Below are 26,218 nucleotides of genomic sequence, written 5' to 3'. Positions count from 1 at the left end.
GCCCCCGGGACGGCGCCGGGCTGCCCGGCGGTGCCGTGCCCGGGGCGGTGCCGCAGCGCGGGTGGGGGCCTCAGGTGTGGAAGCCGTCCTCGTGGGCTCGGCGGGCCAGGTCGACCTTCGTGTAGGCGGGGCGGCCCACCTGCCGGTACTTCTCCTTGACCTGGTCCAGGTAGTACTTCGCGGTGTTGACGCTGATGCCCGCCCGCCGCGCGGTCGCCTTCAGCGTCAGGCCGGAGGCGTAGTCGCGCAGTACCTGCAGCTCGCGCGGTGCCAGTCGCGGGCGGCACGGGCCGGTGTCGCTGAACCAGGCGAAGGCGAGTTCCGGGGAGTGCGCCGTGCCGCCGGCGGCGACCGTCTCGACGGCCTCGACGAGCGTGTCGAGCGCGTGGTCCTTGGTGAGGTAGCCGTCCGCTCCTGCCGCCACCGCCGCCACGACCCTGGCGCGGTCGGCCACCGTGCTGATGACCAGGACGCGGCTTCCCGCCTCCCGGACCCGCCGTACGTTCGCCTCGGGTACGGAGCCGTCGCGCAGGACGAGGTCGAGGAGCACCACCCGGGCGGTCCGCGCCGGCCCGGCGAGCAGTTCGTCCACCGTGGCGGCGGTTCCGACCAGGCGCAGCCGCCGCTGTCCGGACAGCCAGGAGCGCAGCCCGTCGAGGAGCATGCGGTCGTCGTCCACCACCGCGACGTCGATCACGCCGGCCACCGCAGTTCGACGACGGTCCCCTCGCCGCGGCGGCTGTCGACCTCCGCGGTGCCGCCGACCGCGGCCATCCGGCCGTGCACGGAGCGCCGCAGCCCCGTACCGGCCGTGAGGAGGGCGGCGGCGTCGGAGGGGTCGAAGCCGACACCGCGGTCGGCCACGGTGACCGCCACTCCCCCGGCCCGTCCCATGACCGTGCAGTAGGCCGCGGAGGTGCCGGCGTGTCTGCGCACGTTGTTCAGTGCCTCGCGCACCGCCGCGGCGAGGGCCTCGGCGACGTCGGCGGGCACGTCCGGTACGGCGTGGTACTGCGTCCTGACGGTCAGCCCGAGTCCTTCGGCGGAGCGGACGACCTCCTCCAGGGCCGTACCCGCGCCGGTCACGCCGGCGGGTGCGGTGGCCGACCGGCGGTGCGTGCCCTCGTCGAGCTGGACCAGCCGCCGCAGGTAGGCCGCTTCGCGCGCGCAACGGTCGCGCACCGCCTGCGCGTTGGCGTCGACCCGGCCGGCGGCGATCGTGGAGAGGGTGGCGAGCACCGTGTCGTGCAGCGCCGCGTGGTGGGCGGCCCGTTCGGCCTGCCGGGCCCGGGCCGCCTCGGCGACGACGGCCCGCTCCTGGGCGGCGTCCAGCGAGACCCCCTGCCGGTGCAGGTACCACCATGCCGCGGCGGCCATGGCCACGCACTGGAGGAGCGCGGCCCCGTGGGCGAGGAGTTCCTCCGGGTCGGAGCCGGGTACGGCCCGGTACAGGGCCCCGGAGGTGGCGAGCAGCAGTACGACCGCGACGGCGGTGCCGCGCCGGCCGAGTACGACGACGGCGGCCGCGGCGGCCGACAGCGCCGGCACCATCAGCCAGCCGTGGGGTGTCACCGCCGGGCCCTCCCCCAGCACGGCGACGCCCGCCCCGGGCAGCAGACAGCCCGTCAGCAGGACGTCGGCCCACATCGGCGCGGGACGCAGCCGGCCGCGCACGAGGGCCGGCCCGTACACGACCGCGCTGACGGCGCACAGGACGGCGTACAGACCGGCCGCGCGCGCGTCGAACGGCCCCGCGACCACCACGCTGCCCGCGAACAGCAGGTGCGCGGCGCGAAAGGCACAGGCCACCCGGACAGCGACAGCGCGCACACGCCGAAGCCCCACTCCCCCACCCCCGTGCACAGAGATCCCCCCACCGCCACCCGCCTGAACAGGCGGGTGCCAGGCATTCAGTGCATCTCGCTACGTTTCCCCGCGTCAAGACGGTCCCCGGCCAGAGGAACCACGGTGATCCGGTCGCGTTCGTCACGCCGTCCGGGTGCACCGCCGCCGGGCCGCCGTCACAGCGGGTGCAGACCCACGGCGGAACGTCGTCAACCCCTTCCACTGACTGCCGCGCGGCCGGTCCGGGCGGTGACGCTCACCACCACCCGTCCGGGCCGTGGGTCCGCGGCGCCCGCGGCGTGCGGTGTCACCCGTCGACCGTGTCGGCGTGGCGGTGCGCCACACGCCACGCGCCGCCCTCGCGGCGGTACACCTGGGTGACCCGGAGGGTGTAGCTCCGCGGCTCTCCGTCGACGGAGGTGGCGGTGTGTTCCAGGCCCACCGTGTAGGCCATGTCCCCGATGACGTCGTGGGCCAGCAGCTCGAAGGCGTAGGAGGTGCAGTCCGCGAACCGTTCGGCGAGGCCGCCGAAGAGCCGGTCGACGTCCTGCCGGCCGGTGGCGTCGCGCCAGGCTCCGAACACGCTGACCGGCTCCTGCCCCGACCACAGCCTCCGTCGAGGGGCCGGATCGCCGTCGTGCAGGGCGGCCTCCGCCTCGTACAGCTCGGTGCGGACCCATGTCAGGAAGTCGTCGCTTTCGGTCATACCGTCATCATGCGCCTGCCGGCGGTGCCTCGGGGGGACGTCGGGTTCCTGGCGCAGGGCGGCCGCGAGCAGGCCCGGGAGGCCGCGCAGCCAGGCCGTGGCCAAGGCGCCCGGCAGACGGTGCGGCCGGATGGGCCGGCAGCTCGCCCACCCCCCTGGCCGTCGCCTGCGCGACGGGCGGGCGGCGGTGGGATCCGGCGCGCGCCCGCCCCGCCTCCCGTCCTACGGCAGGGAGCCGCCGGGGACGGCGTAGCCGCCTCGGGTGAGGTAGACGGCGTCGGCCACGGGGCGTTCCACGCGCCGGTAGGTGCCGTCCGGCTGCTTGGCGATGTCGGTCATGCCCGTCTGCCGCTTGGACTCGGTGTACAGGGTGGTCGAGCCGCCGCCGTCGAGGTTGATGGCGTCGATCACGCCGAGCTCCGGAAGCTTGAGGATGCCGGCGAACTCGGGCAGGAACGCGCCGTCGACGCCTGACAGGTCGGAGTAGCCGGTCGGGGCGGCGGGTACGTCCCGCCGGCCGGAGATGGTCGCCATGACCGTACGGCCCCTGGCGTCGGTGCCGAGGGCGGTGCGCGCGTCCTTGCAGTGGTCGCCGAGCGCGATGTCGGGGCCGCCGTCGCGGGTCACCTTGGCGCCGTTCTTGTCGTAGGCGCGGGCGCACGTCTTGCTCTCCGTGGGGGCGCCGTCGTCCAGCAGCCGGTGCGCCAGGCCGGAGACGATGTCGACGGACTCGTCGAGCGCGATGTGGTGCTCGGGGAACTCCAGGTCCTCGACCTGGTTCCTGAGCTGGAGGGTGCGTCCGGCGGTCAGCTGGGTCCGCAGCCACTGCTTGGCGTCGGCGCCGACCGCCTGCAGGACGAATCCGCCGGTGGCGACGTGCTTGCCGCCGCGGCCCTCGACCCACTGGCCGCCGCCGTCCGTGGGGAGCGTGAACGTACCCGCCCCGTCGACCGCCACCTCGTACCCGGCCTCGTCGTCGGTGGTGACCTCGGCGTGGGTGTCGCGGTTCTTCGCGGGGGTGGCGAGGTCGTACGAGTCGTTGAACGCGACGAGCTCGTCCCCGTCGACGAAGACGGTGGTCGTGTCGTCGGGGTCGGTGGGGTCGTACGCGATCTCCTTCTTGACGTCGCCGCTCCCCCGGGCGCAGCCGACGCCGCGGCCGGGGTCGCGGTTGACGTCGTCGAGCAGTCGCTCGGTGACGACGGCCCCGGAGGCGTCGAGCACCTGGAGCGTCACCGTCGCCCGGAGCGTCGATATGTACGGGAGTCCGTGCTGGAGGACGGCGGCCTGGTTGCCGTTGAGGCACCCGGTGCCGTTGACCTGGCCGTCTCGGACGGCAGTGCCGCCGAACTGGATGCTGCCGCCGTGCGGGGGCTCGGGCTTGAAGAAGCTCGCGTTGATCCCGGCGAGGGGCCGCTCCGGCTTCACCGCGGCCAGCTGGCTCGCGACGGTCTCGGCCGTGGCGGCGGCACCGCCCACCGTGCTCTCCAGGCGGGTGGCGCCCAGGGCGGGGTCGGCGATGACCACGTTGAGCTCGCGCTTGGCGAGGCGTCCGGGGGTCGTTTCCCGCTCGGTGTAGCGCACGTAGGTCACGCCGGCGGCCAGTGCGTACCGTCCGCTCTCCACCCACTTGTCGAGCAGCGACTCCTCGGGGGGCGCCGCGTTGGTCGCTCCGGGGGAGGCGAGCAGCAGGGTCGCGCTCAGGGCGAGTGCCGCTGCGGCGGCGGGGCCGCGGCGGCGCGTACGGGGGCGGCGGGCGGCTGAGGGCCGCGCGGGGGCGTCGGTGGTCACGAGCAGTCCGCCTTGTCGGTGAGCTTGTGGGAGCGGAAGGACTTGGCGAACGGCGCGGGGAGGGTGGTGCTGTCGCCCGGCATCACCTTGTAGGCCCCGTAGGAGGTGCCGTTGGCGTCGCGCCAGCCGCCGGTGTGGCCGGCCGCGGGATGGAAGCAGGCGTACAGGGAGGTGTTGTTGACGACGGAGCGGACCCGGTCGTGCCAGACGGAGGCATATCCGTTGTGCGAGGACGCGGTCGCGTACATGCCGCCGCGGGCCCGCTCCTCGGCGAAGACGCAGAGCTTGCCCGGCTCGCAGCGTTCGAACCCGGTGAAGCAGTGCCCCTTGGACGGCACCAGCTTGTACGAGCCGACCCGACCCTGCAGTTCACCGGGGAGGTCGGGCAGATTGGCCTCCGTGTGCGGCCCGACCGTTTCGAGGGTGCCGCCGTAGTAGGCGTCCGCGTACAGGCACAGCCAGGAGGTGGTGTTGTTGTGGACGGAGCGGGCCGTCGAGTTGCCCTTGTTGACGGACAGGGGGATGGAGAGCAGGGAGCGGGCGGCGGGCTTCTCGAGGGTGCCCTTGCCGGCGTCCTGGTCGTAGAGGCAGAGGGCGTTCTCGTCGCAGTTCTCGTACGCCGCCGCGGTCGTCGGCAGGACGAACAGCACGGAGCTGAGGAGCGCCAGGGCTCCCAGGACGAGGGAACCCCTCTTCTTGGTGATCTTCACGCGCGCATTGTCGCAGGGGGACCGCGCCCCCGAGGGAACTGGCATTCGAATAGCGGCCGGGGGGCGCTCGGCGGTCACGGCCTCAGGCCGTCGGCTCCGCGGCCAGGAGGGCGAGCAGGCCGGGGAAGCGCTGCTCGATGTCGCTGCGGCGCAGGGTGGCCATCCGGCTGTTGCCCCGGTCGACCTGGCGGACCAGTCCGGCTTCGCGCAGGACGCGGAAGTGGTGGGTGACGGTCGCCTTCGAGACGGGCAGGGCGAACGAACTGCAGGTGCGGGCGGTGCCGTCGGGGGCGGCCGCGAGCTCCCGGACGACGCTCCGCCGGAGCGGATCGGCCAGGGCGGCGAGGACCTTGCCGAGTTCCATCTCACCCCGGTCGGGGTGACCTTCCGCGTCGGGCACGGGGCGCCGCCTTCCTGCACGATCCGATCCGACCGGGTCGCCCGGGTCCGGGCGCGGGTCCGGTGCGGGCCCGGTGCGGGTCCGGCCCGACCTGCGCCGGTCCTGCGCCGGGACCTGCGCCGGGTAGGTACGGGTTGCATCGTACCTCAGAGATCGTTAGCGTGGTCGAGGTACGAAGATCACCATACCTTTACGGGGGACTCTCATGACCCAGCCACTGGTCACCCTGGTCGGCACCGCCCGGCCGCGGCCCGACCGCGCCGCCGAGCTGAAGGAGCTCCTGCTCTCCTTCGTCGAGCCCACCCGGCGCGAGCCGGGCTGCCTGGAGTACCACTTCCACGAGGACCGCGACAGTCCCGGCGTCTTCGTCTTCTACGAGGCCTGGCGCTCGCAGGCCGACCTGGACGCCCACCTGGCGCTGCCGCACCTGCGGGCGTTCTGGGAACGCCGCATGGAGTACCTCGAGACCGACCTGGAGGTCACCTACCTGACCATGCGCAGCCCGTACGCCCACTCCGCCGGGGCCGGGTGCTGAGGCCGGCCGCGGCCGTGCCGTGATCAGTGCGGGCCGTGATCCGTGGCGGGGCCCGGGCGGGGCCGCTCGGGGTCCTCGGGGCGGACGCCGGGGGGCGGGAAGGCCAGGCCGGTCGGGGTGTTGAGCCCGTCGGAGGGGACCGTCGTCTGGCCGCCACCCGCCAGCCGGACGCGGACCACGCGGTCGTTGAACCCGTCCGCGACGTACAGGCCGCCGGAGCCGTCGAGCGCGAGGCCCAGGGGACTGTTGAGGCCGGTGGTGGGCACGGTGGTCTGGCCGCCGCCGTCGGCGGGGACCCTGACCACGCGGTTGTTGCCGCTGTCGGAGACGTAGAGGTCCCCGGCGGCGTCGACGGCCAGCCCGGTCGGCTGGGAGAGGCCGCTCGTCGGGACGGTGGTCTGGCCGCTGCCGTCCGCCGCCACCCTGACGACGCGGTCGTTGACGAAGTCCGAGACGTACAGGTTCCCGGCGGCGTCGAGGGCCAGCCCCCACGGGTGCAGCAGACCGCTGGTGGGTACGGTCGTCTGACCGCCGCCGGCGGCCACCTTCACGACGCGGTCGTTGAAGCTGTCGGCGACGTACAGGTCCCCGGCGGGGTCGACGGCCAGGCCGAGGGGGCGCGACAGGTCGGTGGTGGGGACGGTCGTCTGCCCGGAGCCGTCCGGAGCCAGGACGACCACCCGGTTGTTGCCGGTGTCCGACACGTACAGGCGGCCCGCGGCGTCCCAGGCCAGGCCGGTCGGCCGGACCAGGCCCTCCGCGGGCACGGTCGTCTGGTCGCCGCCGTCCACGGGCAGGACCACCACGCGGTTGTTGCTGTAGTCGGAGACGTACAGCGGCGCCCCGGCGGGCGAGCGTCCGTCGGCGGGGGAAGTGGCGCCCGCGGCCCCCACGGGGAGCAGGGGGAGCAGGCACAGCGCCAGCAGCCCGGCCGCGGCGGCCAGCCGGCGGGCGGGTCCGGGCGCCGTACGGCCCCCGGCGGTCGGAGTCTGCGGCGTGCGCCGCCCGGCTGTCCTGCGTTCCACGTCCCACCCACCCGATCCGAACGGCCGGCCCGCTGCCGTGCCCCCGCCGACCGTAGGCGAGGGCCCCGGCCCGGGCGAGCACCACGCCGCGCACCCGCCCGCGGACCACTCCATTGCCGCCGTGACCCACGGTCCGTACGGCTGCCCGCCGGGGCGGCGGGGCACCACTCCGGACGGCGCGGCCCCCCGGGCAGGCCCGCCGCGCCGTACGCGCCGGCCCGCACGCCGCCCGACCTACGATGTCCGGCATGTCCGTCACACCCGGTGTGGTCGTCGGCTCGTACGTCTCGTCCGCCGGCAGGCGGCTGCGCTCCGCCGCCCGGCTGGCCGTGTGCGCCGCCGTGTCGTGGTACCTGTGCCTGTGGTGGGGCACCAGCACGATGCCGGTGCCCGCGGCCCTCCCGGCCGTGCTGATCCTGCGCGAGGACCCCCACGTCTGGACCCGGCGCGGTGCGGAGCGTCTGCTCGGGGTGGTCGTGGGCCTGGCCGCCAGCGGGTTCGTGCTGCACTGGGTGCCGGACCCGGCCTGGTCCTTCCCGCTCGTGCTGCTCTGCGGCTGCGCCGGGACGTACGCCCTGGGGCGCCCGGACGCGCCCAACCAGCAGGTGCTGATCACGGCGCTGATGGTCTACGCGACCGCCGTTCCCGGGTATCCGCTGGCCCGCCTGGAGGAGACGCTCGTCGGCGTCGCCGTGGTGGTCCTGCTCGGGCCACTGCTGTGGCCCCCCGACCCGTACCGGTCGGCCACCGCGTCGCTGGACGGCTACCGCACCGGCGTGCGCGAGTTCCTCGGCGGGATCGCCGGCCGGCTGGAGCGCGGCGGACCGGCCGTGGAGCCGGACGCGCCGCCGGAGCGGTCGGCGCTGTGGCTGCGCCCGCAGGCCTGCCATGAAGCGCTGGACCGGGCGGCAGCCGGACGCCGCCTGCCGGTCCGCCGGGCCGGCCGGCCGCCGGAGGGGCTCGGCGGGCGCGTGCTGCTCGCGGCCCGGACGGTGCCGGGCCTCCAGTACTTCGGCCAGGAGCTGTACGAACGGACGGGCGACGGCGCCCCGGTGGGCACGCGCCGGGCACCCGGTGCGGGGGCCGCGTCCGACCCCGCGCTGCGCGACCTCGTACCGCTGGTCCGGGCCACGGCCGAGGCCCTGGACGCCGCACTGCTCGGCCGGCGGTTCACCGGCCACCTCGACCGGGCCCGCGCCCTCGACCTCGCCCACCGCGCGGCCTACCCGAGCCGCCACGACGCGGTGCTGCGTGCCGGCCTCCACCTGACCCACGAGGCCCTCGCCACCCACCTCCCGCCCGCCGGCCCCCGGGACCCCGGCCACGCCTAGGACGCGGACCGCCGCGGCCTCGGCACCCGGCTCCACGAGCGCGCCCTGGGCCAGGCCCGCGCGCTCGGCGCCCGGGGCATCGCGACCGTGGGTACTGGCCCCCAACCCGGTCCGACCCGGACGGCCTGCGCTGCGCCGCACAGCACGGCTTCGTCGAGCTAGCCGGCGCCGGGCGTGCCGCCGGGGTCCGGGCCGGTCCGGCGCAGGTCGGAGTCGGCGAGGGGCTCGAGCTCGCCGCGGGTGTCCAGCCAGTACAGCAGGGCGACGGCCGGCCCGACCAGCAGCAGGGCGACGAGACTGACCACCAGCAGCCAGGCCAGGGTCTGGGAGTCGCCCGCGGCCCGTGCCAGCGGGAGTGAGGTGGGGATCAGGTAGGGGCGCTGGGCCGCGCCCCAGGCGAAGACGGCGGTGGCGACGGTCGCGACCGCACCGAACCGGGCCCAGCGCGCCCACCGGTCCCCGCCCCGCAGCACGAGCAGCCCCGTGGCGGTGAAGGAGACCGCGGAGGCGACGGCCAGGGCGAGCCCCGCGCCGTGGGTGAGCCCCTGCCAGACGTACGGGGCGTCGCCTCGGGTGACGGCGAGCACGCCCACCGCCGTCACCGCGACCGCGACGAGGGCGAGCAGGGCCCGGAGGCGGAAGTAGCGGACGAGGTCGGGCGCGGCGAAGCGGGCGGCGTCGACGGTCAGGAACACGGCGCCGAGCAGCGCGGTCGCGGCGACGGTGAGGAGCCCGAACGCGAGGGAGGCGGCGCTGGCCCAGGCGCGGGCCGCGGCCTCGGTCCCCGGTACGGCCCGTCCCGAGGCGACGGCTCCGACCGTCACGCCGAGGCAGAACGGTGTCAGCAGGGAGGCGACGGCGAACGCGGCGCCGTACAGGCGGCGGCGGGAGAGGCGGCGCACGGGTTTGCGCAGGGCGAACCCGGCGCCGCGCAGGACCATGCCGAGGGCGGCCAGCGCCAGGGGCAGCCACATCGCGGTGAACACGGTCTGGAACATGAGGGGGAACCCGGTCCACATGAGGACGAGGACGAAGACCAGCCACACGTTGTTGACCTCCCACACGGGGGCCATGGCGTGGTCGATGAGCCACCGGGGGCGCCTGCCCCGGCCGGGCCCGCCGGCCGTGAGGTCCCAGAAGCCGGCCCCGTAGTCGACCCCGCCGGCGCAGGCGTAGGCGGCCACGGCGAGCAGCAGCACGAAGGCGACGAGTTCGGCCATCAGGCACCACCGCCCCGGCCCCGGCCCGCCGGGTCGGTGTCGTCGTCCCGCAGCGGGGGGCGCGGGCCGTACGGGGTGACGGACTCGGGTGCCTCCGGGGCCTGTGGGGTCTCGCCGGCCCCCGCGGTGTCCCCGGCGCCCGGAGCCGCCGGGGCGTCGGCGAGGCGCCAGCGGTCGCGCATCTTCAGCAGGACCACGAGGAACGCCGCGAAGATGCACACGTAGACCGCGATGACCAGGCCGAACATCGTCCAGAGGGCGGCCGGGCGGGTCGAGGTCACGGCCTCCGCCACGCGCATGTTCTGGTAGACGATCCAGGGCTGGCGTCCCACCTCGGTGGTCACCCAGCCGCATTCGACGGCGACGACGGACCCCGCGCCGGCACCGGCCGCGCCGCGGTAGAACCAGCGGGAGACCGGCGGTCGGCGGTGCCTGAGCCAGGCCAGGCCGTACCAGGCGGCGAGCAGCGCGAGCAGCGATCCGATGCAGACCATGACGTCGAAGGCGGTGTGGGCGATGGTGGCCTGGGTGGCGTTCGGCCGGTCGCCCGCCGGTACCGAGCTGAGGCCGCGGACCACGGTGTCCGGGCTGAACCCGGCGAGGATGGAGTCGAGCTGGGGGAACTTGATGCCGCCGGAGACCGACCCGTCGGGGTGGAGGCGGCCGAAGAGGTACTCCGGGACGTGGCTGTCGGTCTTCCAGACGATCTCCATGGCCGCGAACTTCACGGGCTGCTCCCGGAACACCGCACGGGTGATGGAGTCGCCCAGTACGAGCTGTACGGGAGTGGCCGCGGCGGCGACGGTGAAGGGCACCGTGAAGCCGAGCCGGTGGTAGTGGTCCCGGCGGCCGCGGAGCCACCCGACCGCGTAGACGCCCGCCACGACGTAACCGGCCGTCATGAGCATCGCCACCACGAAGTGCCAGTACTGGGGCCCGAACATCGGTGTGAAGATCGCCTTCCACACGTCCACGTCGACGGGCCGGCCCTGGGAGTCGAGCGTGAAGCCCCGCGGTGTGTTCATCCAGGCGTTGGCGGACAGGATCCCGAAGGCCCCGAGCAGGGCCGTGGCGGGCAGGGGGAACCCGAGCAGGAAGTGGGTGCGCGGCGGCAGCCTGCGCCAGCCGTACAGGTAGACGGCGATGAGCACCGCCTCCAGGAAGAACGCCCACGCCTCCACGCCGAAGCCGATCCCGAAGACGTCGCCCCACGTGCCGATCAGGCCCGGCCAGAGGAGTCCGAACTCGAAGGAGAGGACGGTGCCGGTGACGACGCCGATGGCGAACTGGACGGCCATCACGGCGGACCAGCGCCTGGCCAGCAGAAGGGCGGTCGGATCGTTCCGGCGCAGGCCGCGGTGGTGCATGACGAGGGTGATGAGCGGCAGGGCCACTCCCATCGGCACCAGGATGATGTGCGAGGCGAGGGTGAAGGCCATGAGCTGCCGGGCCGGGAGCAGCTGGGCCGGGGCGTCGGCCGCCCACAGGTGGACCACGGTGTGCATGCGCTCCTCGCCTCCCTGGACTGCCCGCCGGGACCCGGTCGGGCAGTGCCGGAACGCCACGCAAGCACCCTCCGGGCGGATGCGGGGTGGCGGGCGAGGCGGTCTTGGGCCACGCGGCCGAGTGTCAACGCCCGGTCGGAGGACCCTCCGGCCCCGGCGTCAGCCGTGGTCGGCGGCCGGGCGGAGCCGGTCGCGGAGGCCGCGCAGGCCGGGGCGGCGGTCGCCGCGGGCCCGGGCGTGCCGGTCGAGCTCTTCCATGAGCCGCTCGGTGCGCTTCTCCACCCCGAGTTCGTCCAGGACGCGGTCGATCTCGGCGAGCAGGGCGCCGTACAGCTGCCACTGCGCCGGACGTTCGCGCACGCGGGCCAGGAGCATGACGGCGAACCGGTCCCGGCTCGCGCGGGCGACGGCGAGCTCGCGGGACAGCCGCGCCTCGGCCTCCTCGGCGTTGGTGCTGACCTGCGCCGAGATGAGGTCGGCGAAGCTCTCGACGGCGAGGGCGGTGTGGTCCAGCACGCCGCGCAGGGCGTGCTGCATCCCGGCGGGTATCTCCTCGGCCTCCTGCGCGCCGGCCGGCCGTGCACGGGCGAGGTCGGTCAGCGTGCGGCAGGCGACCCGCAGCACGACCGCGCAGATCTCAAGGGTGTCCAGCCCGGTGCGCAGGACCAGACGGAACAGCAGCCCCTCCCTGACCCGGGGGTTCAGCCGGAGGCTGTCCTCGGCCTGCCGCAGGGCGGTGTCGACGTGCGCGATGTCGTTGTCGAGCCGGCGGGCCTCGTGCAGCCGGGCCGCCGCCTGGCCCACGTCGGTGGCGCCGAGCGGAGCCCGCGCCATGTGGGTGAGCAGGCGGCTCATCCGGGCCGCCAGGTCGGTGATCGCCTCACCGGCCGGGCCGACCCAGACCGGTGGGGCGACGAGCAGGTTGACGAGCAGGCCCACGGCGGCCCCGATCAGCGTCTCCAGGATCCGGTCCCAGGCGGTGTCGGCGACCCGGGTGACGCCCAGCACGAGCATGGCGCTGATCGCCACCTCCGGTACGAACTCGTCGACCCGTACCAGGTGCCCGACCACGAGGGAGGCGAGGATCAGCAGCCCCAGGCTCCACCAGCTCAGCCCCACCAGGGCGCTGAAGCCGATGGCGATGAGCACGCCGGCGACCACCGAGTTCATCCGCCGGATGCCGGTGGTCAGCGTCGAGTACAGGGTGACCTGGACGACCAGCAGGGCGGTCAGAGGTGCGGTGAGCGGGGCCGGCTCGCTGCTGAGGCGCAGGGCGACGACATAGGCGAGGACGGCGGCCAGGGTGGAACGGAGGGCCTGGACGACGACGGGTTCGCGGTGGCGGCGGGCGAAGCGGGCGAGGCTGTTGATCATTTCCGGCATGAGGGGGCGTCTGCCCGGGCCGGCGGTGGTGACACGTCCAGGCGGGTCCGGGGTCGGCGGGCGCCGCCGTCGGCCCCGAAACGGCTGGCGCGGGCCGTGCGGGACTTGCGATCATGACCGGCATGGACGTGACGGGGGACGGGCGGATCGGCGCGGTGCCGCTCGGCGAGGTGCGGACGCCGGGCACGGTCGAGGCGGTCGCCGGCGGGCGGCTGCTGGTCCGTACTCCGGGGCTGGTGGAGGTGCACGACCGGGAGGCGTTCCTCGCGGGCCGGACCGGGTGCCCGACGGCCGCCCTGCGGACGGAGGAGCACGAGCGGGCGGTTCCCGCGCCCGACGGCGGGTTCGTGGTGGCCGGCGCGGCGTCGGTGCGGGCGGTGGGTCCCGGCGGGGACACCCGCTGGGAGTTCGCGCACGCGCCGTGGCACGGCACCGGACGGGCGCACTGCACCCCGGCGGTCAGCCCGGACGGCCGGCTGGTGAGCCTCGTCGTCCCGGTGCTGGAGGCCGACCCGGGGAAGGCGGCCCTGGTGTACGACCTGGAGCCGGGCCGCAACTACACCCGGGACGACCTGGTGCTCCTGGACGCGGCGACCGGCGGTGTGGTGGGCCGGCGCCAGCTCGGGTCGATCGCGTCGGGCGCGGTGCAGGCCTGGAGTCCGGACGGGGGCACGCTGGTGGTGTCCTGCTGGACGGCGTGGCACAGCTGGTCGACGTGGTGGGCCGAACCGCGCGCGGACGGTCCCCGGATCCTGGGGGGCACCTGGATGCACGCCGTGGCGGGGTTCCTGCCCGGCTCCCGGGTGCTGACCCAGAGGTACGCCGAGCACGTGTTCCCCGACGACGACCGGGACGAGCTGGCGGTCTTCGACCCGGGCTCCGGGGAGCGGACGGCGCTGCTCGACCTGGCGGAGCTGGGCGTCGACCCGGAGAACGACGCGTTCTTCTCGGCCGAGGTACTGGACGGGCGTCAGGTGCTGGTCCCGGGCCGGGTGTACCCGGCGGACGGGGGTCCGGAGGTCCGGCACTGGCTGCTGCGCGCGGACACCCTGCGGTCGGTCGGCCGGCTGGACTACCCGGTGCCGGTGGGCGAGGACGTCACCGCGCTGGGCGACGGGACCTGGCTCACCCGCGACGGGGACCGGCTGCACCGCTGGTCGGCGGAGGTCTGAGTACCGGATCCGGGCACGGCCGTACGGGTACGGCCGTACGGGTACGGCCGACGGCGCGCCGCGCGGCCCCGGGCGGTCCTGCGGTCCGCAGGCGGCGGCTTCCGGTGGCATGGACCGCCCGGGGGCGGGCACGAGCCGGGCGTGCCGCAGTCCCCCGAGCGGGGCAGGGTGACCGAGGCCGTGCGCCTGCTGCGGCACACCAGCGCGCCGGCACACGCGCCGGCACACAAGCGCGTCAGCGCCGGCTGCGTTTGGCGGCGACCAGGTGGGCGTGCGCGGTCAGCGTCACCGGGTGGGTGAGGCCGAGCGCGCGTATGCAGGAGTCGAGGGTCTTCCGGTACAGGCGGATCGCTTCCTTGCGCCGCCCCAGTGCCCGGTAGGTGGCGGCGATGTTCATGCGGGTGGTGAGGGTGTCCGGGTGCTCCGCCCCCAGCAGGCGCTCCTGGTGCGGCAGGGTGTCCTCCAGGCAGGCGAGGGCCCGCTCGTGGTCCCCGGCCGCCGCGTAGGCGCCGGCCAGGTTGTGCCGGGCGGTGCTGGTGTGCGGGTGGTCCTCGCCGAGGTCCCGTGCGCACGCGGCGAGGTTCCGCTCGTACAGCGCGACACTGCGTGCCAGGTCCCCCACGTCCCGGTAGGACGCGGCGAGGCTGTTGCGGGCGGCGAGGGTGTCGAGGTGGGAGGGGCCCAGTTCGCGCTCCACGGCCGGGAGCGCTTCCTCGTGGAGCGGAATGGCGTCTTCGGGACGTCCCGCCAGCCGGTGGGTGTACGCCAGGCAGTTGAGGGCGGCGAGGGTGTCGGGGTGCTCGGCGCCGAGGGTACGGGTGAGGCCCCGGAAGGTCCTGCCGTACAGGCGCAGGGCCGGTTCGAGGTCGCCGGCCTGCCGGTGGGCGTCGGCGAGGTGCCTGAGGGTGGTCAGGGTGCTCGCGTGGTTCGCCCCCCGCTCCCGCTGCTGGACGTTCAGGTTGGCCCGGAGGAGGGGGATGGCCGACGCGGGCTCGTCCGCCTTGAGGTGGGCCACCGCCAGGTTGTGGCGGGCGCTGAGGGTGGTGCGGTGTTCCTCGCCCAGGTCCTGTCGCACGTCGTGCAGGGACCGCCGCAGGGGGGCCATGGCCCGCTCCGGGTCGTCCGCCAGGAGGAAGGCGTAGCCGAGGTCGGCGTCGCGCGTGTCCGGAGGCTGTTCGTCCGTGGGGGCCACCGCCCCGCCGTGGGGCGCGGCGGGCTGGGGCGCGCCGGGCTCGGGCGCGGCGCTGCTCGCCCGGTGGGGCCGCGGGCTGCCCAGGGAGTCGGCCCTGTCGGGATCGCCGGTCTCGTGGTAGGCGAGGGCGAGGGCCATGCGCATGCGGCGGGTCAGGTTGTGCTGCTCGCCGTGCACGCGCTCCATGTCGCGCAGCGTCCGCTCGTACAGGGGGAGGGCCCGGTCGGGGTCGCCCGCCTGCTTGTACGCGTGTGCCAGGGCCGCGCGCACGTTCAGGGTGTCGGGGTGGTCCTCGCCCAGGACCCGTTCCGTGTCGTCCAGATCCTGCTCGAAGAGCGCGACGAGCCGGTCCGCGTCGCCGGCGCGGCCCGCCTGGGCGCGGGCGGCCGTGAGGTTGTGCCGGGTCACCAGGGTGAGGTGGTGGTCCGCGCCGAGGTCGCGGACGCACCCGTCGTAGGCCGATTCGAAGAGGCGGATGGCCTCGTCGAGGTCACCCGCGGTCTGCACGGCGCGGGCGAGGTTGTTGGCGCCGGCGAGCGTGGCACGGCGGTCCCCGCCCTCCAGGAGGCCGGCGGCGACGTTCCGGCCGAGCAGGGCCCTGGCCCTGTCCGTGTCGCCCGAAGCCCGGTAGGCGTCGGCCAGGTTGTTGCGGCCGGCGAGGGTGAGGGGATGCGTCGGGCCCAGGACGCGTTCCTCGTCGGCCAGGGCGCGTTCGTAGAGCGGAACGGCCCGTGCGAGGTCGCCCGCGGCCTCGAAGGCGTCGGCCAGGCCGTGGCGGCAGGCGAGCGTGTCGATGTGGTCCGGGCCGAGGGTCCTCTCGTGGTGGTCGAGGGCCCGGCGCAGGTGTGCCGCGGCGCGGCCGCCCGCTCCCTGGCTGAGGAGGAAGACCCCCGCGTGGTTGAGGAGCCGGGCGGTGGTCGTCGTGTCGGCGGCCGGGGGCGTGTGGTGGGCGACGGCGTCCATGTGCGGGAGCATCGCGCGCCCGGTCGGCCAGGACGCGGGGTCCTGCCAGTCGGAGGGCTGGACGGCGGCGAGCAGCGCGGCGGTGGCGCGTGAGCGGGCCGCGTCGACGAGGTCGGGCGTCCGGTGCCGGTCCTCGGGGTCGGCTGCCCGGAGGACGGACTGGGCGAGGCGGTGCATGGCCAGGGAACGGGTCCCGGGGTCGACCGTGAGCATGCTGTAGGCGTTCAGGACGCCGATGGCGCCGGCGGCCGCGGCCGGTTCGGCCATGTGGCCGAGCAGGTCGGCGGGGATGAGGTCCGGGGCGTACCAGGCCAGGGCGCGGAGGGCGTCGACGGCCAGGGGCTGCACTTCCTCGACGCGGTCGAGGGTGACGCGCCAGACGCAGGCGATCGTGCGTTCCTCGTCGGTCACGCCCGCGCCTCCCTGCCGGTACATCCAGGCGGGGTCCTGCCGGAGCAGGTCCTGGTACGTGCGCGGGGTCAGCAGGGGGTTCTGCGCGAGGAAGGCGGCGGCGGCTTCGACGGCCAGGGGGAGGTGGCCCAGTTCGGCGCACAGCTCCGCTGCTCCGCCCATGTCGCGGGTGCCGCCGGGATCGGCGATGCGGGTCAGGAGGTGCAGGGACTCGGCGGGGTCCAGGACGTCGAGGCGGATGGTGGTGGTGGCGTCGTGCCAGACGGTGGCGAGCCTGCTGGTGATCAGGAAGCGGCCGCCGTGAGCGCGGGCCAGGAGGGGGGCGATGTCGGCGGGGTCGTTGACGTTGTCCAGGACGAGCAGCCAGCCGGTGTGCGCGGCGAGCCACTGCATGCCGTTCTCGGCCAGGGCTTCCACGGTGAGCGCCCTGGACGCGGCGGGTTGCAGGGCCATCGCCAGTGCGGCCAGGCCCTGTTCGACGCCGGCCGGGCTGTCCGCGGTGATCCACCGGACGGGTGTCAGGCCGTGCCGGGGCGCCCGGGTGGCCGCCCAGTGCGCGGCCAGGGCGCTCTTGCCGATGCCGCCGAGGCCGTGCACCGCCTGTAGCAGCACTCCGGCGGAGGGAGTTGCCATGGCGGCGTCGAGGCGGTCGAGTTCGGCGGCGCGGCCGACGAAGTGACGCGGCCGGTAGGGCAGGTTGTCCAGCCCGGGCCGGGCCCGCACCTCCGCCGCGGGCCGTAACGCCTCGGGCGGCAGGACCACGCTGGAGTGGTCGTTGTAGATGCCGGTGACCGCGATGCCGCCGTTCGACGCGGTCGCGTTGCCGGTGCCCGAGACCTGTTGCGCGTACCCGGACGCACCACCGGTGGTGTCCGTGCCGGCGGCGGGGGTGCGCCCGACCGGGTCGTACCTCCTGCCCCAGCGCCACTTCGCCATGCGCGCCACCCCGTCCGGCTACTCGTGGACGATGCCGCTGACGGCGCTGGACCCCGGCCCGGTGGCCTCCGCGTCCCCGGTGTTCACCGCCCTCGCCGGGCGGGCGTCACCGCCCGCGCGGCGTACGCCCGTCACGGCACTCCCCCCGTCGCGGGCCACGGCGTTCCCGGTCGCCAGGGCCACGTCCGCGCCGGATCCGGTGTCGGCGACGAGCAGCAGCAGGGCGCGCAGTTCGGCGGCCGCCCGCTCCTGCTCCGCCGCGTCCAGGGACTCGAACAGCGTCTCGAAGCGCATCCGCCACGCTCCTTCCTGCCGCAGCCGCTCCCCTTCAAGGTCCGTGGCGGTTCCGGGGTCGAGGTCGCGTGCGGTCCGGTCCAGGCGCTCCAGCTCGGCCCGGCCCCCCTCGGTGTCCCCGCGGCTCAGCAGCCGGGCGGCGCGTTCGCGCACCACCTGCCAGGCGTCGGTCCCCGCTGCCTGTACCACCGCGCCTCCGCCCGCGGCGGCCAGCGCGGTCAACGTCTCGACCAGCAACGCACCTCACCCGTCCCTCTGTTCGACCGACCCGGTCAGCCGCACCGTACAACCCGGGGCGGGGCGGCGGGGGCCGAATCATGTGATGTGTCACCCGTCACGGCACCGTGCGCGGCGGGCCGGGCCGCGGGGAGCGGCGGGCTGCCCGACCGCGCCACGGGCCGCCGACACACCCCGCCCGGATGCCGTGGATCGGCTGACGGGTGGACGAGGATCACGGTGCGGCCGCCACCTGCGGCGCGCGGGTGCGAGGTCCGTTCCCGGCGCCGGGGCGGACGGGCCCGTCCGCCCCCACCTCCTCGGAGTGAGCATGGCCCCACCCTCGGACGCACCTCCCCCGAGCCGCTCGCGGGCGTCGATCCTGCCGGTGCTGCTCCCCATCGCGGTCCTGATCGTGGTGGCGGTGTCCGTGGGGTCGTGGCTCCAGTTCTCCGAACGGCAGGCGCTCGACGAGGTCCACACGGTCGGCTCGCCGGCCCCCGACCGGATCGACGTACAGGCGACCGTCCAGCACGTCGACGCCGCGGCCCGGGAACTCGTCCTGCGGGTACGGGTCACCCCGCGCGGGAAGTTCGGCGAGGAGGACGGGACCGCCCCGGTGGCCGAGCTCAGGCTCCAGACCACCTCGGCCACCCTGGGCGACCTGACGTTCGAGGCGCACGAGCGGCTCACCACCAAGGACGTGAAGGTCGCGCTCGCGGACGGGTCGATCGCCGACTACCCGTTCGACACCTACGAGACCGACGTCGGGTTCTGGGCGCTGCTGGGCGGCGAGGAGGTACCCGTGCGGATGCTGTTCTCCAACAACGACACGCTGTTCTCGGTCTCCCCGACCCCCGTCTCGCCGTCGCGGGAGGCGGTCGTGGCGCTGTGGCTGTCCCGCTCGGGCAGCCTGCTCGTCTTCGCCGTCCTCATGATGGTGGTGATGTGGGCGCTGGCGGCGGCCGTGCTCATGGGCGCCTGGTACCTGATGACCCGGCGCGAGGGTCTGGTCTGGCCGGCCCTCGCCTGGATGGCCGCCACGCTGTTCGCCCTGTCCGCGTTCCGCAACACCGCCCCGGGAACGCCCCCGATCGGCTGCGTGATCGACTGGTTCGCCTTCCTGTGGGCGGAGACCGTCATCGCGCTCTGCCTGATCGCGGTGGTCATCGCCGGCGTCCGCACCGCCCTCCGCACGGCGGCTGTCGGCCGGACGTGACCGGCCCGGCGCCGACCCGGGCCGGCGCCCTGCCGGACCGGGCCGTGGTGTGGTGTGGTGTGGATTCCGGGCGGTTCAGAGGGGCTGGAGCCGGGCGCGCAGCAGGCAGAACTCGTTGCCTTCGGGGTCGGCCAGGACGTGCCAGCTCTCGGTGCCGGTCTGGCCGACGTCGGCGGGCCGGGCGCCGAGGGCGAGCAGCCGCTCCAGCTCGGCGTCCTGGTCGCGGTCGGTGGCGTTGACGTCGATGTGCAGCCGGAGCCTGCCGGTGCGCGGCTCGCTGCTGGGGCTGAAGACGAGGGTGGGCTGCGGACCGCCGAAGCCCACGTCCGGCGGTCCGATCTCGATGCTTCCGTCGTCCTCGCGGCCGAGTTCCACGTAGTCGAGGACCTCGCTCCAGAAGGCGGCGAGCCGGGCAGGGTCAGTGGCTTCTATGACCAGTTCGCTGATACGGGATGCCATGGACGGGAGTCTATGCCCCGTCAGATCCAGCCCTTGGACCGCAACCGGCCGTGGGCCCGCTCGTACGCCTCCTTGACCATCGCCTCGTCCTCGGGCGACATCCCGCCGCGGCGGATGAACGCGACCGGCCCGCGCATCTTGATCACGCGGTCGGGGCGGTCCTCCGAGGCGTCGGCGGCGTCCGGGTCGTCGTCCTCGGTGACGGCGGGGTGGTGGGCGGGGTCGCTGAGTTCCCAGAACATGCCGTTCGCCACCTTGTTCATCCGGCGGGTGTCGGTCTCGTACGGGACCAGGTGGTAGGCGGCGAGGTCGCTGCGGACCGAGACGAACTCCGTGCCGGTCTCGCCGTGCGTCCCGGCGCCGACCTTCTGCCGGATCTGCGGCATGGTCGCGGTGCCGAGCGCGAGCGTGCCGTCGACGGTGACGAACGCGTAGCGCAGGGTGGGCGGTTCGCTCCGCTCGCTCGCGGCGCCGAGCGACTCGTGCGCGGACGCGAGGAGTTCCCGCGCCCTGCGTTCGCTCTCGCCCATCTCAGGGGTCGGCCGGGCCGACGGGGGCAGGTGCTCGTGGACGATCAGTCTGTCCGGCTGGCAGTCGACCCGGTCCCGTTCGACCACCCCGAGGTTTTCCAGCTCCTCGAACAGCGGGTCGAGCAGGTCCTCCCCGTCCAGGCCGAGGATCTCCAGGAGCCGCTCCCGGGAGAGCGGCACGGTGGTGCCGATGACGGCCGCGACGTAGAGCAGCCGGGCCGGCGGGCTGAGGTCCGGGTGCAGCACGATGTCGGCGTTGACGCGGTGGATCCTCTGTCGGCGGGGCTCGGTCATGTCTCTTCCAGCGGGGTGCGGGGCGTGGTCGTTCGCCGTCCGGGGCTGCCGTCCGTGGGCGCAGCCGCAGAGTGGTACGCCGCGAAGCTACCCCACGGTTCCCCCGCTGCGGGTGCCGCTGCGGAACTCGTCGATCCGCTCGGCGAAGGCCTTGGTCTCCGCGGCCAACCGCTCGCGTGCCTTTCGCTGTTCGGCGTCGCCCCGGGCCCTGTACGCGGCGGTGAAGTGGGGCTGCAGCTGGGTCCACCAGCCGTGGTCCAGCATCGCCCAGGCCTGTGGGCACAGCCAGGCCCGGCTCTCCGGCAGGTAGCCCGTCTCGACCAGGGGGCCGCGGAACCTCCCGGGGTCGCTGCCGTCCAGGTAGCAGAGGAAGTTGAAGACCCTCTGCTGGGTGACGGGGTGGTCGCTCGCCAGTCCTTCCAGCGTCAGCTCGCCCTCCTTGCGGGCGAGTTCGTCGAAGAGGAGGGCCGCCGCGAGGGAGGGCCCGGGCCCGGCCTCGCCGATGGTGTAGAAGGACGCGAAGCCGTCGGCCGCGTCCTCCTCCAGCCCGAGGTTGGGCAGCGTGAGCTGGCGCTGGAGGGCGTGGCCCAGCTCGTGGCCGAGGAGGAAGCGGGTCGCGAGCACGGTCAGGTCGTCGCTGTCGTAGTCGGCCGCGGGGATCAGGGAGGGCCGCTCGACGGTCTTCACCACGTCGGTGAGGGCTTCTTGGACCTCGGTCAGGAACGACGGCGGCAGGTAGATCGTCCTGCCGTCGGGCTGGGCGACCGCGTCGGTGACCCCGGGCGGCACCGCGGCGGTGACCTTCACGACCAGGTCGTGCGGTAGGGCCACCGTCCGGTTCACCCAGTCGGCCGTCCGTTCCAGCACCCGGGAGTCGCGGATCAGGGCGACGACCCGGCGGTCCCCGGGCTTGACGGTCGACTCCTCGTAGACGACGGAGACCCTCCCCCGGTCGGCGGCACGGGTCGGGGACGCCGTGCCGGGGCCCGGCCCCGGGCCGCCGCCGGCGCCGGTGCCCGCGCAGCCGGCGGCGGCGAGCGCGACGAAGGCCAGTACGCCCGCCAGGGCGGTGCGTACGCCGCTCCTGGACGCGGAACCGTTCGGCATGCTCGTCGCTCCCGTCACGCGTGGTCGCGCCCATCCTCGGGCCGGAGCGCGGCGGGTGCCCGCCGGGCCGCCCGTTCGGGGAGCGGATTCCTCCGGGAGGCGGTGCGTGCGGCGGGAGCGGCGTACGGGGGCGGGCCGGTCAGTCGGTGTCGCGGGTGGGGAAGGTGAAGGCGTAGCCCTGCCCGGCGAACCACGGCAGCACCTGCTCCAGCGCGGCCACCGTCTCCGAGCGGTCGCCGCCGCCGTCGTGGAAGAGGACGGTGGGGCGGACCAGCGGGTGCTCGACGGCCTCGACGATGGACGGGACGCCGGGGCGGCTCCAGTCCTTGGGGTCGACCGTCCAGCCCAGCGGGCGCATGCCGTGGGCGGCGGCTATCTTCCGGCTCTCGGGCGTGAAGGCCCCGCCGGGGGCCCGGTAGTAGCCCACGCGGACGCCGGGTACCGCCTTCTCGATCATCTCCTTGCCCCCGAGGATCTCCCGCTCCTGGTAGGCGACCGGCTTGTGGTCCATCGAGGTGTCGTGGCCGACGGAGTGGTTGCAGAGCCGGTGGCCGCGGGCCGCGACCTCACGGACCAGGTCCGGGTACTTCTGCGCGTTGGTACCGATCATGCAGAAGGTCGCCTTGACGTGGTTCCGGTCGAGGACGTCGAGGACCTTGGGCGTCCACACGGGGTCGGGGCCGTCGTCGATGGTGATGGCGACCGAGCGGTCCTTGCCGGTGGCGGTCCGGGCGATGCTCACCGGAGTCGTCGCGGGCCGGGCGGCGGTTCCCCGCGCCGGGCGCGCGGCGCTCCCGGCGGACCCGGCGGCCGTGGTGTCGGTGGCGCTGCCGGAACCGGCGGAAGCCGCGGTACGCGCGGAACCGTCGGAACCGGACGAACCGCCGGCGGCGACGGCCGGGGTGCCGAGGAGTGCCAGGGGCGCGAGGACCGCCGCCGCCAGGACGGCGCGGGCCGCCCGTCCGCGGGCGCGGGTGCTGATGATCGCCATGAAAGCCGCTCTCGTGTCGCTGGGGTCCCCCGGCGACCAAGGGTAGGCATCCTCCGCGCGCCGCCCATCGGCCTTTCGGCCCCCTCGCGGCCGTCCCGGGAAGGCCGTCCCCCGGCGTTGCGGGGCCGTGGGGGCAGGACACGGGGTGTTTGTGAATCCCCTCACGCGCCGGCCGGCGGGACCTGCCGATCTTGCGGCCGTTGGCCGGCGAGGCGGGAGGCGCGGCGTTCGAGGAGGGCGCGTTCGCTGGCGTTGCGCGTGAGCCCGGCCGCCCGCCGGAACTCCGCGCGGGCCTCCGCCGGGCGTCCGAGCCGCTCCAGCAGGTCCCCCCGCACGCTCGGCAGCAGGTGGTAGGAGCGCAGGGCCGGTTCTCCCGCCAGGGCGTCGACGAGCGGCAGTGCGGCTTCCGGTCCGTCGGCCATCGAGACGGCGACCGCCCGGTTGAGCTCCACCACCGGGGAGGGGACGAGGTCCACCAGCCGTCCGTACAGGGCGGCGATCGTCGCCCAGTCGGTGTCCTCGTAGCGGACGGCGGCCGCGTGGCAGGCGGCGATGGCGGCCTGCACCGAGTACGGGCCGGTGCCGGCCCGGCGCAGGGCCTCGAAGCCGCGGAGGATCAGCAGCCGGTTCCAGCGGGTCCGGTTCTGGTCGGCGAGCAGGACCGGCTCCCCGTCGGGTCCAGTGCGGGCGGCCGTCCTGGAGGCCTGGAGCTCCAGGAGGGCGGCCAGGCCGTGCACCTCGGGCTCCTCGGGCATGAGCCCGGCCAGGACGCGGGCCAGGCGCAGCGCGTCCTCGCAGAGGGCGGGCCGCAGCAGGTCCTCGCCCGCGGTGGCCGAGTAACCCTCGTTGAAGACGAGGTAGACGACCTCCAGTACGGAGGCGAGCCGGGCTTCGCGGTCGGCTCCGTACGGGACCTCGAAGGGGACCGCCGCCCCGGCCAGGGCGCGCTTGGCACGGACGATGCGCTGGGCGACGGCCGGCTCGGTGGTGAGGAAGGCCCGGGCGATCTCCTGCGTGGTCAGTCCGCCCAGCAGGCGCAGCGTGAGCGCGATCCGGCTCCGGGCGGGCAGGACCGGATGGCAGGCGGTGAAGATCAGCCGCAGCAGGTCGTCGTCGATGTCCCCGGGACCGGCGGGCTCGGCGGGCGGCGGTACGTCCTCCAGGGTCCGGCCGACCTCGGCGAGTTTGCGGGCGTACGTCTCCCTGCGGCGGACGAGGTCGATCGCGCGGTGCCTGGCCGTGGTCATCAGCCAGGCGCCCGGGCGGTCCGGGACGCCGGAGACGGGCCACTGTTCGAGGGCGGCGACGACGGCGTCCTGGGCGAGTTCCTCGGCGATCCCGACGTCGTGGACGATCCGGGCGACCCCCGCGATGATCCGCCCGGACTCGATCCTGAACACCGTCTCGACCGCCCGGGCCGCGTCCTCCGCCGTCACGGCCACTCATCAGAGCAGCCGTGACGGCTCGGGGCAACCGCGGCGGTCAGCGTCGGTCAGCGGCCGCTCACATCTCCTGGATCTCCCGGACCTCGGCGCTGACCTGCCACTCCGCCGGGTGGATCTCCAGGAAGCGCCGGGTCCACTCGACGGCCTCGGCCTTGTCCTTGCACTGGGTCAGGGAGTAGCCGCCGACGACCTCCTTGGTCTCGGTGAACGGGCCGTCGGTGTAGCTGATCTTCCCGCCGGACCAGCTGAGGCGGGTCCCCTCGGCGGTGGGCAGGAGTCCGGCGGTGTCGAGCATCACCCCCGCCTTGGTGATCTCCTCGAAGAGGGCGGCCATGCGCTGCTCGAACTCGGGCGGGAAGTTCTCCGGGGGCAGGTTCTGCTCGTCGATGCGGATCATCGTCAGGAAACGCGGCATGGTGACTCCTCGGGTCGGGGGGCGGGTCCTCCCGCCTCTCACCCCTGCGTCGAACGAGAGGCCCTCGGATCGACGTCCGCGTCGGAATTCTTCGGAGATTTTTTCGCCGGCACCCGCACGACACGGATCTACCAGTCAGTAGCATCGCCTGTCCGACCGCTCCCCGAGAGGACCCCCATGCCCCGCACCCCCTCCTCCCCCCTGCTGCTGGCCGGTCTGCTGGCGGGAGCCGCCGTCGCCCACGCCGCGGTGCCGGAGCGGTTCGACGCCATCGTCCCGCGCGCCCTGCCGGGCAGCCCGCGGCAGTGGACGTACGCGAGCGGTGTGGCGGAGCTCGCGCTCGCCGCGGGCGTCGCGCACCCGCGCACCCGGCGGGTGGCCGCGCTGGCGACCGCCGCGTTCTTCGTCGGCGTGTTCCCGGCGAACGTCAAGATGGCCGCGGACTTCCGCCACCGCTCCCCCGCGCTGCGCGCGGTGGCGTACGGCAGGCTGCCGCTGCAGGTGCCGCTCGTGCTGTGGGCCCGGCGGGTGGGCCGGGACGCCGCGGGCGGGTGACCCGACCGGCCCTACCGTTCCCCTCGGGACCCGCGCTGCACGAGAGTGGGGGCATGGTCCACGTACTGGGCAGCCGGACGCTGCTGCGCCCCACCGACCCCGAGCGCTCCCGCGCCTTCTACGGCGACGTCCTCGGACTGGCCGTCTACCGCGAGTTCGGCACCGGCCCCGAGCGCGGCACGGTGTACTTCCTCGGCGGCGGCTTCCTGGAGGTGTCGGGGCGCGCCGACGCCCCTCCCGCTCCCGGGCTGTGCCTGTGGCTCCAGGTCGCGGACGTCCACGGGGCCCACGAGGAGCTGCGCGAGCGGGGCGCCGAGGTGCTGCGTCCGCCGCTCCGCGAGCCCTGGGGGCTGGTCGAGATGTGGATCGCCGACCCGGACGGGGTCCGCATCGCCGTGGTGGAGGTGCCGGCGGACCACCCGCTGCGGTACCGGCCCTGAGGTCCCGGGCCGGCCGTGACCCGTTGTCAGTGGCGGGTGAGACGGTGGGTGCATCGCTTGGGAACGAGGGGGAGATCTCATGTCCGGGAACCAGAACTACATCAATCACGTCGCCCTTGTGCTGGACGCCAGTTCGTCCATGTCGCACCTCAGCGGCAAGGTCGTCGAAGTCGCCGACCAGCAGATCGAGTACCTGGCCCGCCGGTCCAGGGAACTGGACCAGGAGACCCGGGTCACGGTGTACGTGTTCGCCGACCAGGTGGAGTGCGTCATCTACGACAAGGACGTGCTGCGGATGCCCTCGCTGAAGCAGCTGTACCGGGTGGGCGGCATGACGGCCCTGCTGGCCGCGACGCTCAAGTCGCAGCGGGAGCTGGCCCGGACGGCCCAGCTGTACGGCGACCACAGCTTCCTGACGTTCGTCCTGACCGACGGTCAGGAGAACGCCAGCCACCACTGCCCGGACGCGCCGACCAGGAACGCCCGCGAACTGGTGAGCGCGGTCGCCGACATGATCGCGCGGCAGGAGGACAACTGGACGCTGGCCGTGCTCGTGCCGGACCAGATGGGCAAGCGCGAGGCCATGCAGTGCGGCTTCCCGAAGGACAACATCGCCGTCTGGGACGCCACGAGCACGCGGGGTCTGGAGGAGGCCGGGCAGGTCATCAAGGAGGCCACCGAGAAGTTCATGGTGGGCCGGACCCGGGGCATCCGGGGGTCCCGGGCGGTGTTCTCCGTGGGCGCGGAGGCGGTCAACAAGGACACCATCGAGGCGGCCGGCCTGACCCCGGTGGACCGGTCCGGGTACGAGCTGATCCCGGTGGGCCGTGACGCGGCCATCCGGGAATGGGTCGTCGAGAGCGGGCACACCTACCGCACGGGGGGCGCGTTCTACCAGCTGAGCAAGTCGGAGAAGATCCAGCCGCGGAAGCGGATCGCGGTGCTGGAGAAGGGGACTGACCGGGTGTACACGGGGCCCGAGGCGCGCGCGCTCCTCGGCCTGCCGGACGTCGAGGTCCGCGTGAAGCCCGACCACAACGACGACTTCACGATATTCGTGCAGAGCACCAGCGTGAACCGCAAGCTCGTGCCGAACACGCGCCTGCTGCTCATGCTCTGACGCAGGGG

At 74.6% G+C, this 26,218-nt stretch carries 25 protein-coding genes; 7 read left to right on the top strand and 18 right to left on the bottom strand.

Going from position 1 to position 26,218, the window contains the following annotated elements; all coding sequences use genetic code 11:
* Nucleotides 1-70: 70 nt before the first annotated feature.
* The 6 genes from ACFY61_RS27720 to ACFY61_RS27695 all read right to left on the bottom strand — a co-directional run bounded on the left by ACFY61_RS27720 (nucleotide 71) and on the right by ACFY61_RS27695 (nucleotide 5,452).
* Nucleotides 71-697, bottom strand: coding sequence for a response regulator transcription factor (locus ACFY61_RS27720; protein WP_389476272.1), 627 nt, complete (start codon nucleotides 695-697; stop codon nucleotides 71-73).
* Nucleotides 694-1,809 carry a sensor histidine kinase gene (locus ACFY61_RS27715; RefSeq protein ID WP_389476270.1) on the bottom strand — a complete coding sequence of 372 codons (1,116 nt, stop codon included), beginning with the start codon at nucleotides 1,807-1,809 and terminating at the stop codon, nucleotides 694-696. Before ACFY61_RS27715 ends, ACFY61_RS27720 begins: the two co-directional genes overlap by 4 nt.
* A 343-nt stretch (nucleotides 1,810-2,152) precedes the next feature.
* On the bottom strand, nucleotides 2,153-2,551 hold the full coding sequence (locus tag ACFY61_RS27710; protein WP_389476268.1) for a nuclear transport factor 2 family protein: 399 nt from the start codon (nucleotides 2,549-2,551) through the stop codon (nucleotides 2,153-2,155).
* A 222-nt stretch (nucleotides 2,552-2,773) separates the two neighbouring features.
* Complete coding sequence (locus ACFY61_RS27705) at nucleotides 2,774-4,342, bottom strand: phosphodiester glycosidase family protein (protein ID WP_389476266.1); 1,569 nt, start codon at nucleotides 4,340-4,342, stop codon at nucleotides 2,774-2,776.
* A complete protein-coding gene (locus ACFY61_RS27700; RefSeq protein ID WP_389476264.1) occupies nucleotides 4,339-5,052 on the bottom strand; it encodes a peptidase inhibitor family I36 protein in 714 nt (237 codons plus the stop codon). The genes ACFY61_RS27705 and ACFY61_RS27700 overlap by 4 nt, the downstream gene beginning before the upstream one ends.
* 82 nt (nucleotides 5,053-5,134) lie before the next feature.
* A complete protein-coding gene (locus ACFY61_RS27695; protein WP_389476262.1) occupies nucleotides 5,135-5,452 on the bottom strand; it encodes an ArsR/SmtB family transcription factor in 318 nt (105 codons plus the stop codon).
* Nucleotides 5,453-5,657: 205 nt separating this feature from the next.
* On the opposite strand from ACFY61_RS27695, the gene ACFY61_RS27690 reads away from it, so the two are divergent.
* Nucleotides 5,658-5,987 carry a putative quinol monooxygenase gene (locus ACFY61_RS27690; protein ID WP_389476260.1) on the top strand — a complete coding sequence of 110 codons (330 nt, stop codon included), beginning with the start codon at nucleotides 5,658-5,660 and terminating at the stop codon, nucleotides 5,985-5,987.
* A gap of 23 nt (nucleotides 5,988-6,010) precedes the next feature.
* Here ACFY61_RS27690 and ACFY61_RS27685 read toward each other — a convergent pair whose 3' ends face one another.
* Nucleotides 6,011-7,012, bottom strand: coding sequence for a hypothetical protein (locus ACFY61_RS27685; RefSeq protein ID WP_389476258.1), 1,002 nt, complete (start codon nucleotides 7,010-7,012; stop codon nucleotides 6,011-6,013).
* Nucleotides 7,013-7,260: 248 nt separating this feature from the next.
* On the opposite strand from ACFY61_RS27685, the gene ACFY61_RS27680 reads away from it, so the two are divergent.
* The gene (locus ACFY61_RS27680; RefSeq protein ID WP_389476256.1) at nucleotides 7,261-8,343 is read left to right on the top strand and encodes an FUSC family protein; all 1,083 of its coding nucleotides are present in this window, start codon (nucleotides 7,261-7,263) and stop codon (nucleotides 8,341-8,343) included.
* A gap of 158 nt (nucleotides 8,344-8,501) precedes the next feature.
* On the opposite strand, the gene ACFY61_RS27675 is transcribed toward ACFY61_RS27680, so the two are convergent.
* The 3 genes from ACFY61_RS27675 to ACFY61_RS27665 all read right to left on the bottom strand — a co-directional run bounded on the left by ACFY61_RS27675 (nucleotide 8,502) and on the right by ACFY61_RS27665 (nucleotide 12,451).
* On the bottom strand, nucleotides 8,502-9,563 hold the full coding sequence (locus tag ACFY61_RS27675) for a cytochrome d ubiquinol oxidase subunit II (RefSeq protein ID WP_389476254.1): 1,062 nt from the start codon (nucleotides 9,561-9,563) through the stop codon (nucleotides 8,502-8,504).
* The gene (locus ACFY61_RS27670; RefSeq protein WP_389476252.1) at nucleotides 9,563-11,068 is read right to left on the bottom strand and encodes a cytochrome ubiquinol oxidase subunit I; all 1,506 of its coding nucleotides are present in this window, start codon (nucleotides 11,066-11,068) and stop codon (nucleotides 9,563-9,565) included. Before ACFY61_RS27670 ends, ACFY61_RS27675 begins: the two co-directional genes overlap by 1 nt.
* A 159-nt stretch (nucleotides 11,069-11,227) precedes the next feature.
* A complete protein-coding gene (locus ACFY61_RS27665) occupies nucleotides 11,228-12,451 on the bottom strand; it encodes an aromatic acid exporter family protein (protein ID WP_389476250.1) in 1,224 nt (407 codons plus the stop codon).
* A 122-nt stretch (nucleotides 12,452-12,573) separates the two neighbouring features.
* Between ACFY61_RS27665 and ACFY61_RS27660 the strand changes: the two genes are divergently transcribed.
* Nucleotides 12,574-13,623, top strand: a complete 1,050-nt coding sequence (locus ACFY61_RS27660) for a hypothetical protein (RefSeq protein ID WP_389476248.1) — start codon at nucleotides 12,574-12,576, stop codon at nucleotides 13,621-13,623.
* A 235-nt stretch (nucleotides 13,624-13,858) separates the two neighbouring features.
* Here the strand turns inward: ACFY61_RS27660 and ACFY61_RS27655 are convergent, their stop codons facing one another.
* Together ACFY61_RS27655 and ACFY61_RS27650 are read right to left on the bottom strand one after the other, a co-directional pair.
* Complete coding sequence (locus tag ACFY61_RS27655) at nucleotides 13,859-17,125, bottom strand: tetratricopeptide repeat protein (RefSeq protein ID WP_389476247.1); 3,267 nt, start codon at nucleotides 17,123-17,125, stop codon at nucleotides 13,859-13,861.
* 18 nt (nucleotides 17,126-17,143) lie between these two features.
* Nucleotides 17,144-17,608 carry a hypothetical protein gene (locus ACFY61_RS27650; RefSeq protein WP_389476245.1) on the bottom strand — a complete coding sequence of 155 codons (465 nt, stop codon included), beginning with the start codon at nucleotides 17,606-17,608 and terminating at the stop codon, nucleotides 17,144-17,146.
* Between the two features lie 358 nt (nucleotides 17,609-17,966).
* Here ACFY61_RS27650 and ACFY61_RS27645 point away from each other — a divergent pair, with 358 nt between their 5' ends.
* Nucleotides 17,967-18,854, top strand: coding sequence for a DUF4436 family protein (locus tag ACFY61_RS27645; protein ID WP_389476243.1), 888 nt, complete (start codon nucleotides 17,967-17,969; stop codon nucleotides 18,852-18,854).
* A gap of 75 nt (nucleotides 18,855-18,929) precedes the next feature.
* Here the strand turns inward: ACFY61_RS27645 and ACFY61_RS27640 are convergent, their stop codons facing one another.
* From ACFY61_RS27640 to ACFY61_RS27615, 6 genes are all read right to left on the bottom strand, one after another.
* Complete coding sequence (locus ACFY61_RS27640; RefSeq protein ID WP_389476241.1) at nucleotides 18,930-19,313, bottom strand: VOC family protein; 384 nt, start codon at nucleotides 19,311-19,313, stop codon at nucleotides 18,930-18,932.
* A gap of 20 nt (nucleotides 19,314-19,333) precedes the next feature.
* Nucleotides 19,334-20,137 carry a hypothetical protein gene (locus tag ACFY61_RS27635; RefSeq protein WP_389476239.1) on the bottom strand — a complete coding sequence of 268 codons (804 nt, stop codon included), beginning with the start codon at nucleotides 20,135-20,137 and terminating at the stop codon, nucleotides 19,334-19,336.
* A gap of 87 nt (nucleotides 20,138-20,224) precedes the next feature.
* A complete protein-coding gene (locus tag ACFY61_RS27630) occupies nucleotides 20,225-21,244 on the bottom strand; it encodes a DUF4344 domain-containing metallopeptidase (RefSeq protein ID WP_389476237.1) in 1,020 nt (339 codons plus the stop codon).
* A gap of 139 nt (nucleotides 21,245-21,383) precedes the next feature.
* Nucleotides 21,384-22,235 carry a polysaccharide deacetylase family protein gene (locus ACFY61_RS27625; RefSeq protein WP_389476235.1) on the bottom strand — a complete coding sequence of 284 codons (852 nt, stop codon included), beginning with the start codon at nucleotides 22,233-22,235 and terminating at the stop codon, nucleotides 21,384-21,386.
* Between the two features lie 161 nt (nucleotides 22,236-22,396).
* Nucleotides 22,397-23,677: an RNA polymerase sigma factor gene (locus ACFY61_RS27620; protein ID WP_389476233.1), complete on the bottom strand. Its 1,281-nt coding sequence runs from the start codon at nucleotides 23,675-23,677 to the stop codon at nucleotides 22,397-22,399.
* 61 nt (nucleotides 23,678-23,738) lie between these two features.
* Nucleotides 23,739-24,095, bottom strand: a complete 357-nt coding sequence (locus ACFY61_RS27615) for a YciI family protein (RefSeq protein WP_389476231.1) — start codon at nucleotides 24,093-24,095, stop codon at nucleotides 23,739-23,741.
* 177 nt (nucleotides 24,096-24,272) lie between these two features.
* Between ACFY61_RS27615 and ACFY61_RS27610 the strand changes: the two genes are divergently transcribed.
* From ACFY61_RS27610 to ACFY61_RS27600, 3 genes are all read left to right on the top strand, one after another.
* The gene (locus ACFY61_RS27610) at nucleotides 24,273-24,650 is read left to right on the top strand and encodes a hypothetical protein (protein WP_389476229.1); all 378 of its coding nucleotides are present in this window, start codon (nucleotides 24,273-24,275) and stop codon (nucleotides 24,648-24,650) included.
* 53 nt (nucleotides 24,651-24,703) lie between these two features.
* Complete coding sequence (locus tag ACFY61_RS27605; RefSeq protein ID WP_389476227.1) at nucleotides 24,704-25,090, top strand: VOC family protein; 387 nt, start codon at nucleotides 24,704-24,706, stop codon at nucleotides 25,088-25,090.
* Between the two features lie 79 nt (nucleotides 25,091-25,169).
* Nucleotides 25,170-26,210, top strand: coding sequence for a vWA domain-containing protein (locus ACFY61_RS27600; protein WP_389476225.1), 1,041 nt, complete (start codon nucleotides 25,170-25,172; stop codon nucleotides 26,208-26,210).
* Nucleotides 26,211-26,218 lie beyond the last annotated feature (8 nt).

Source organism: Streptomyces sp. NPDC012888 (assembly GCF_042900645.1).
In the GTDB taxonomy this organism is placed as follows: domain Bacteria; phylum Actinomycetota; class Actinomycetes; order Streptomycetales; family Streptomycetaceae; genus Streptomyces.
The sequence above is the reverse complement of the archived record's forward strand: the minus strand, read 5'-3'. Positions and strand labels throughout refer to the sequence as shown.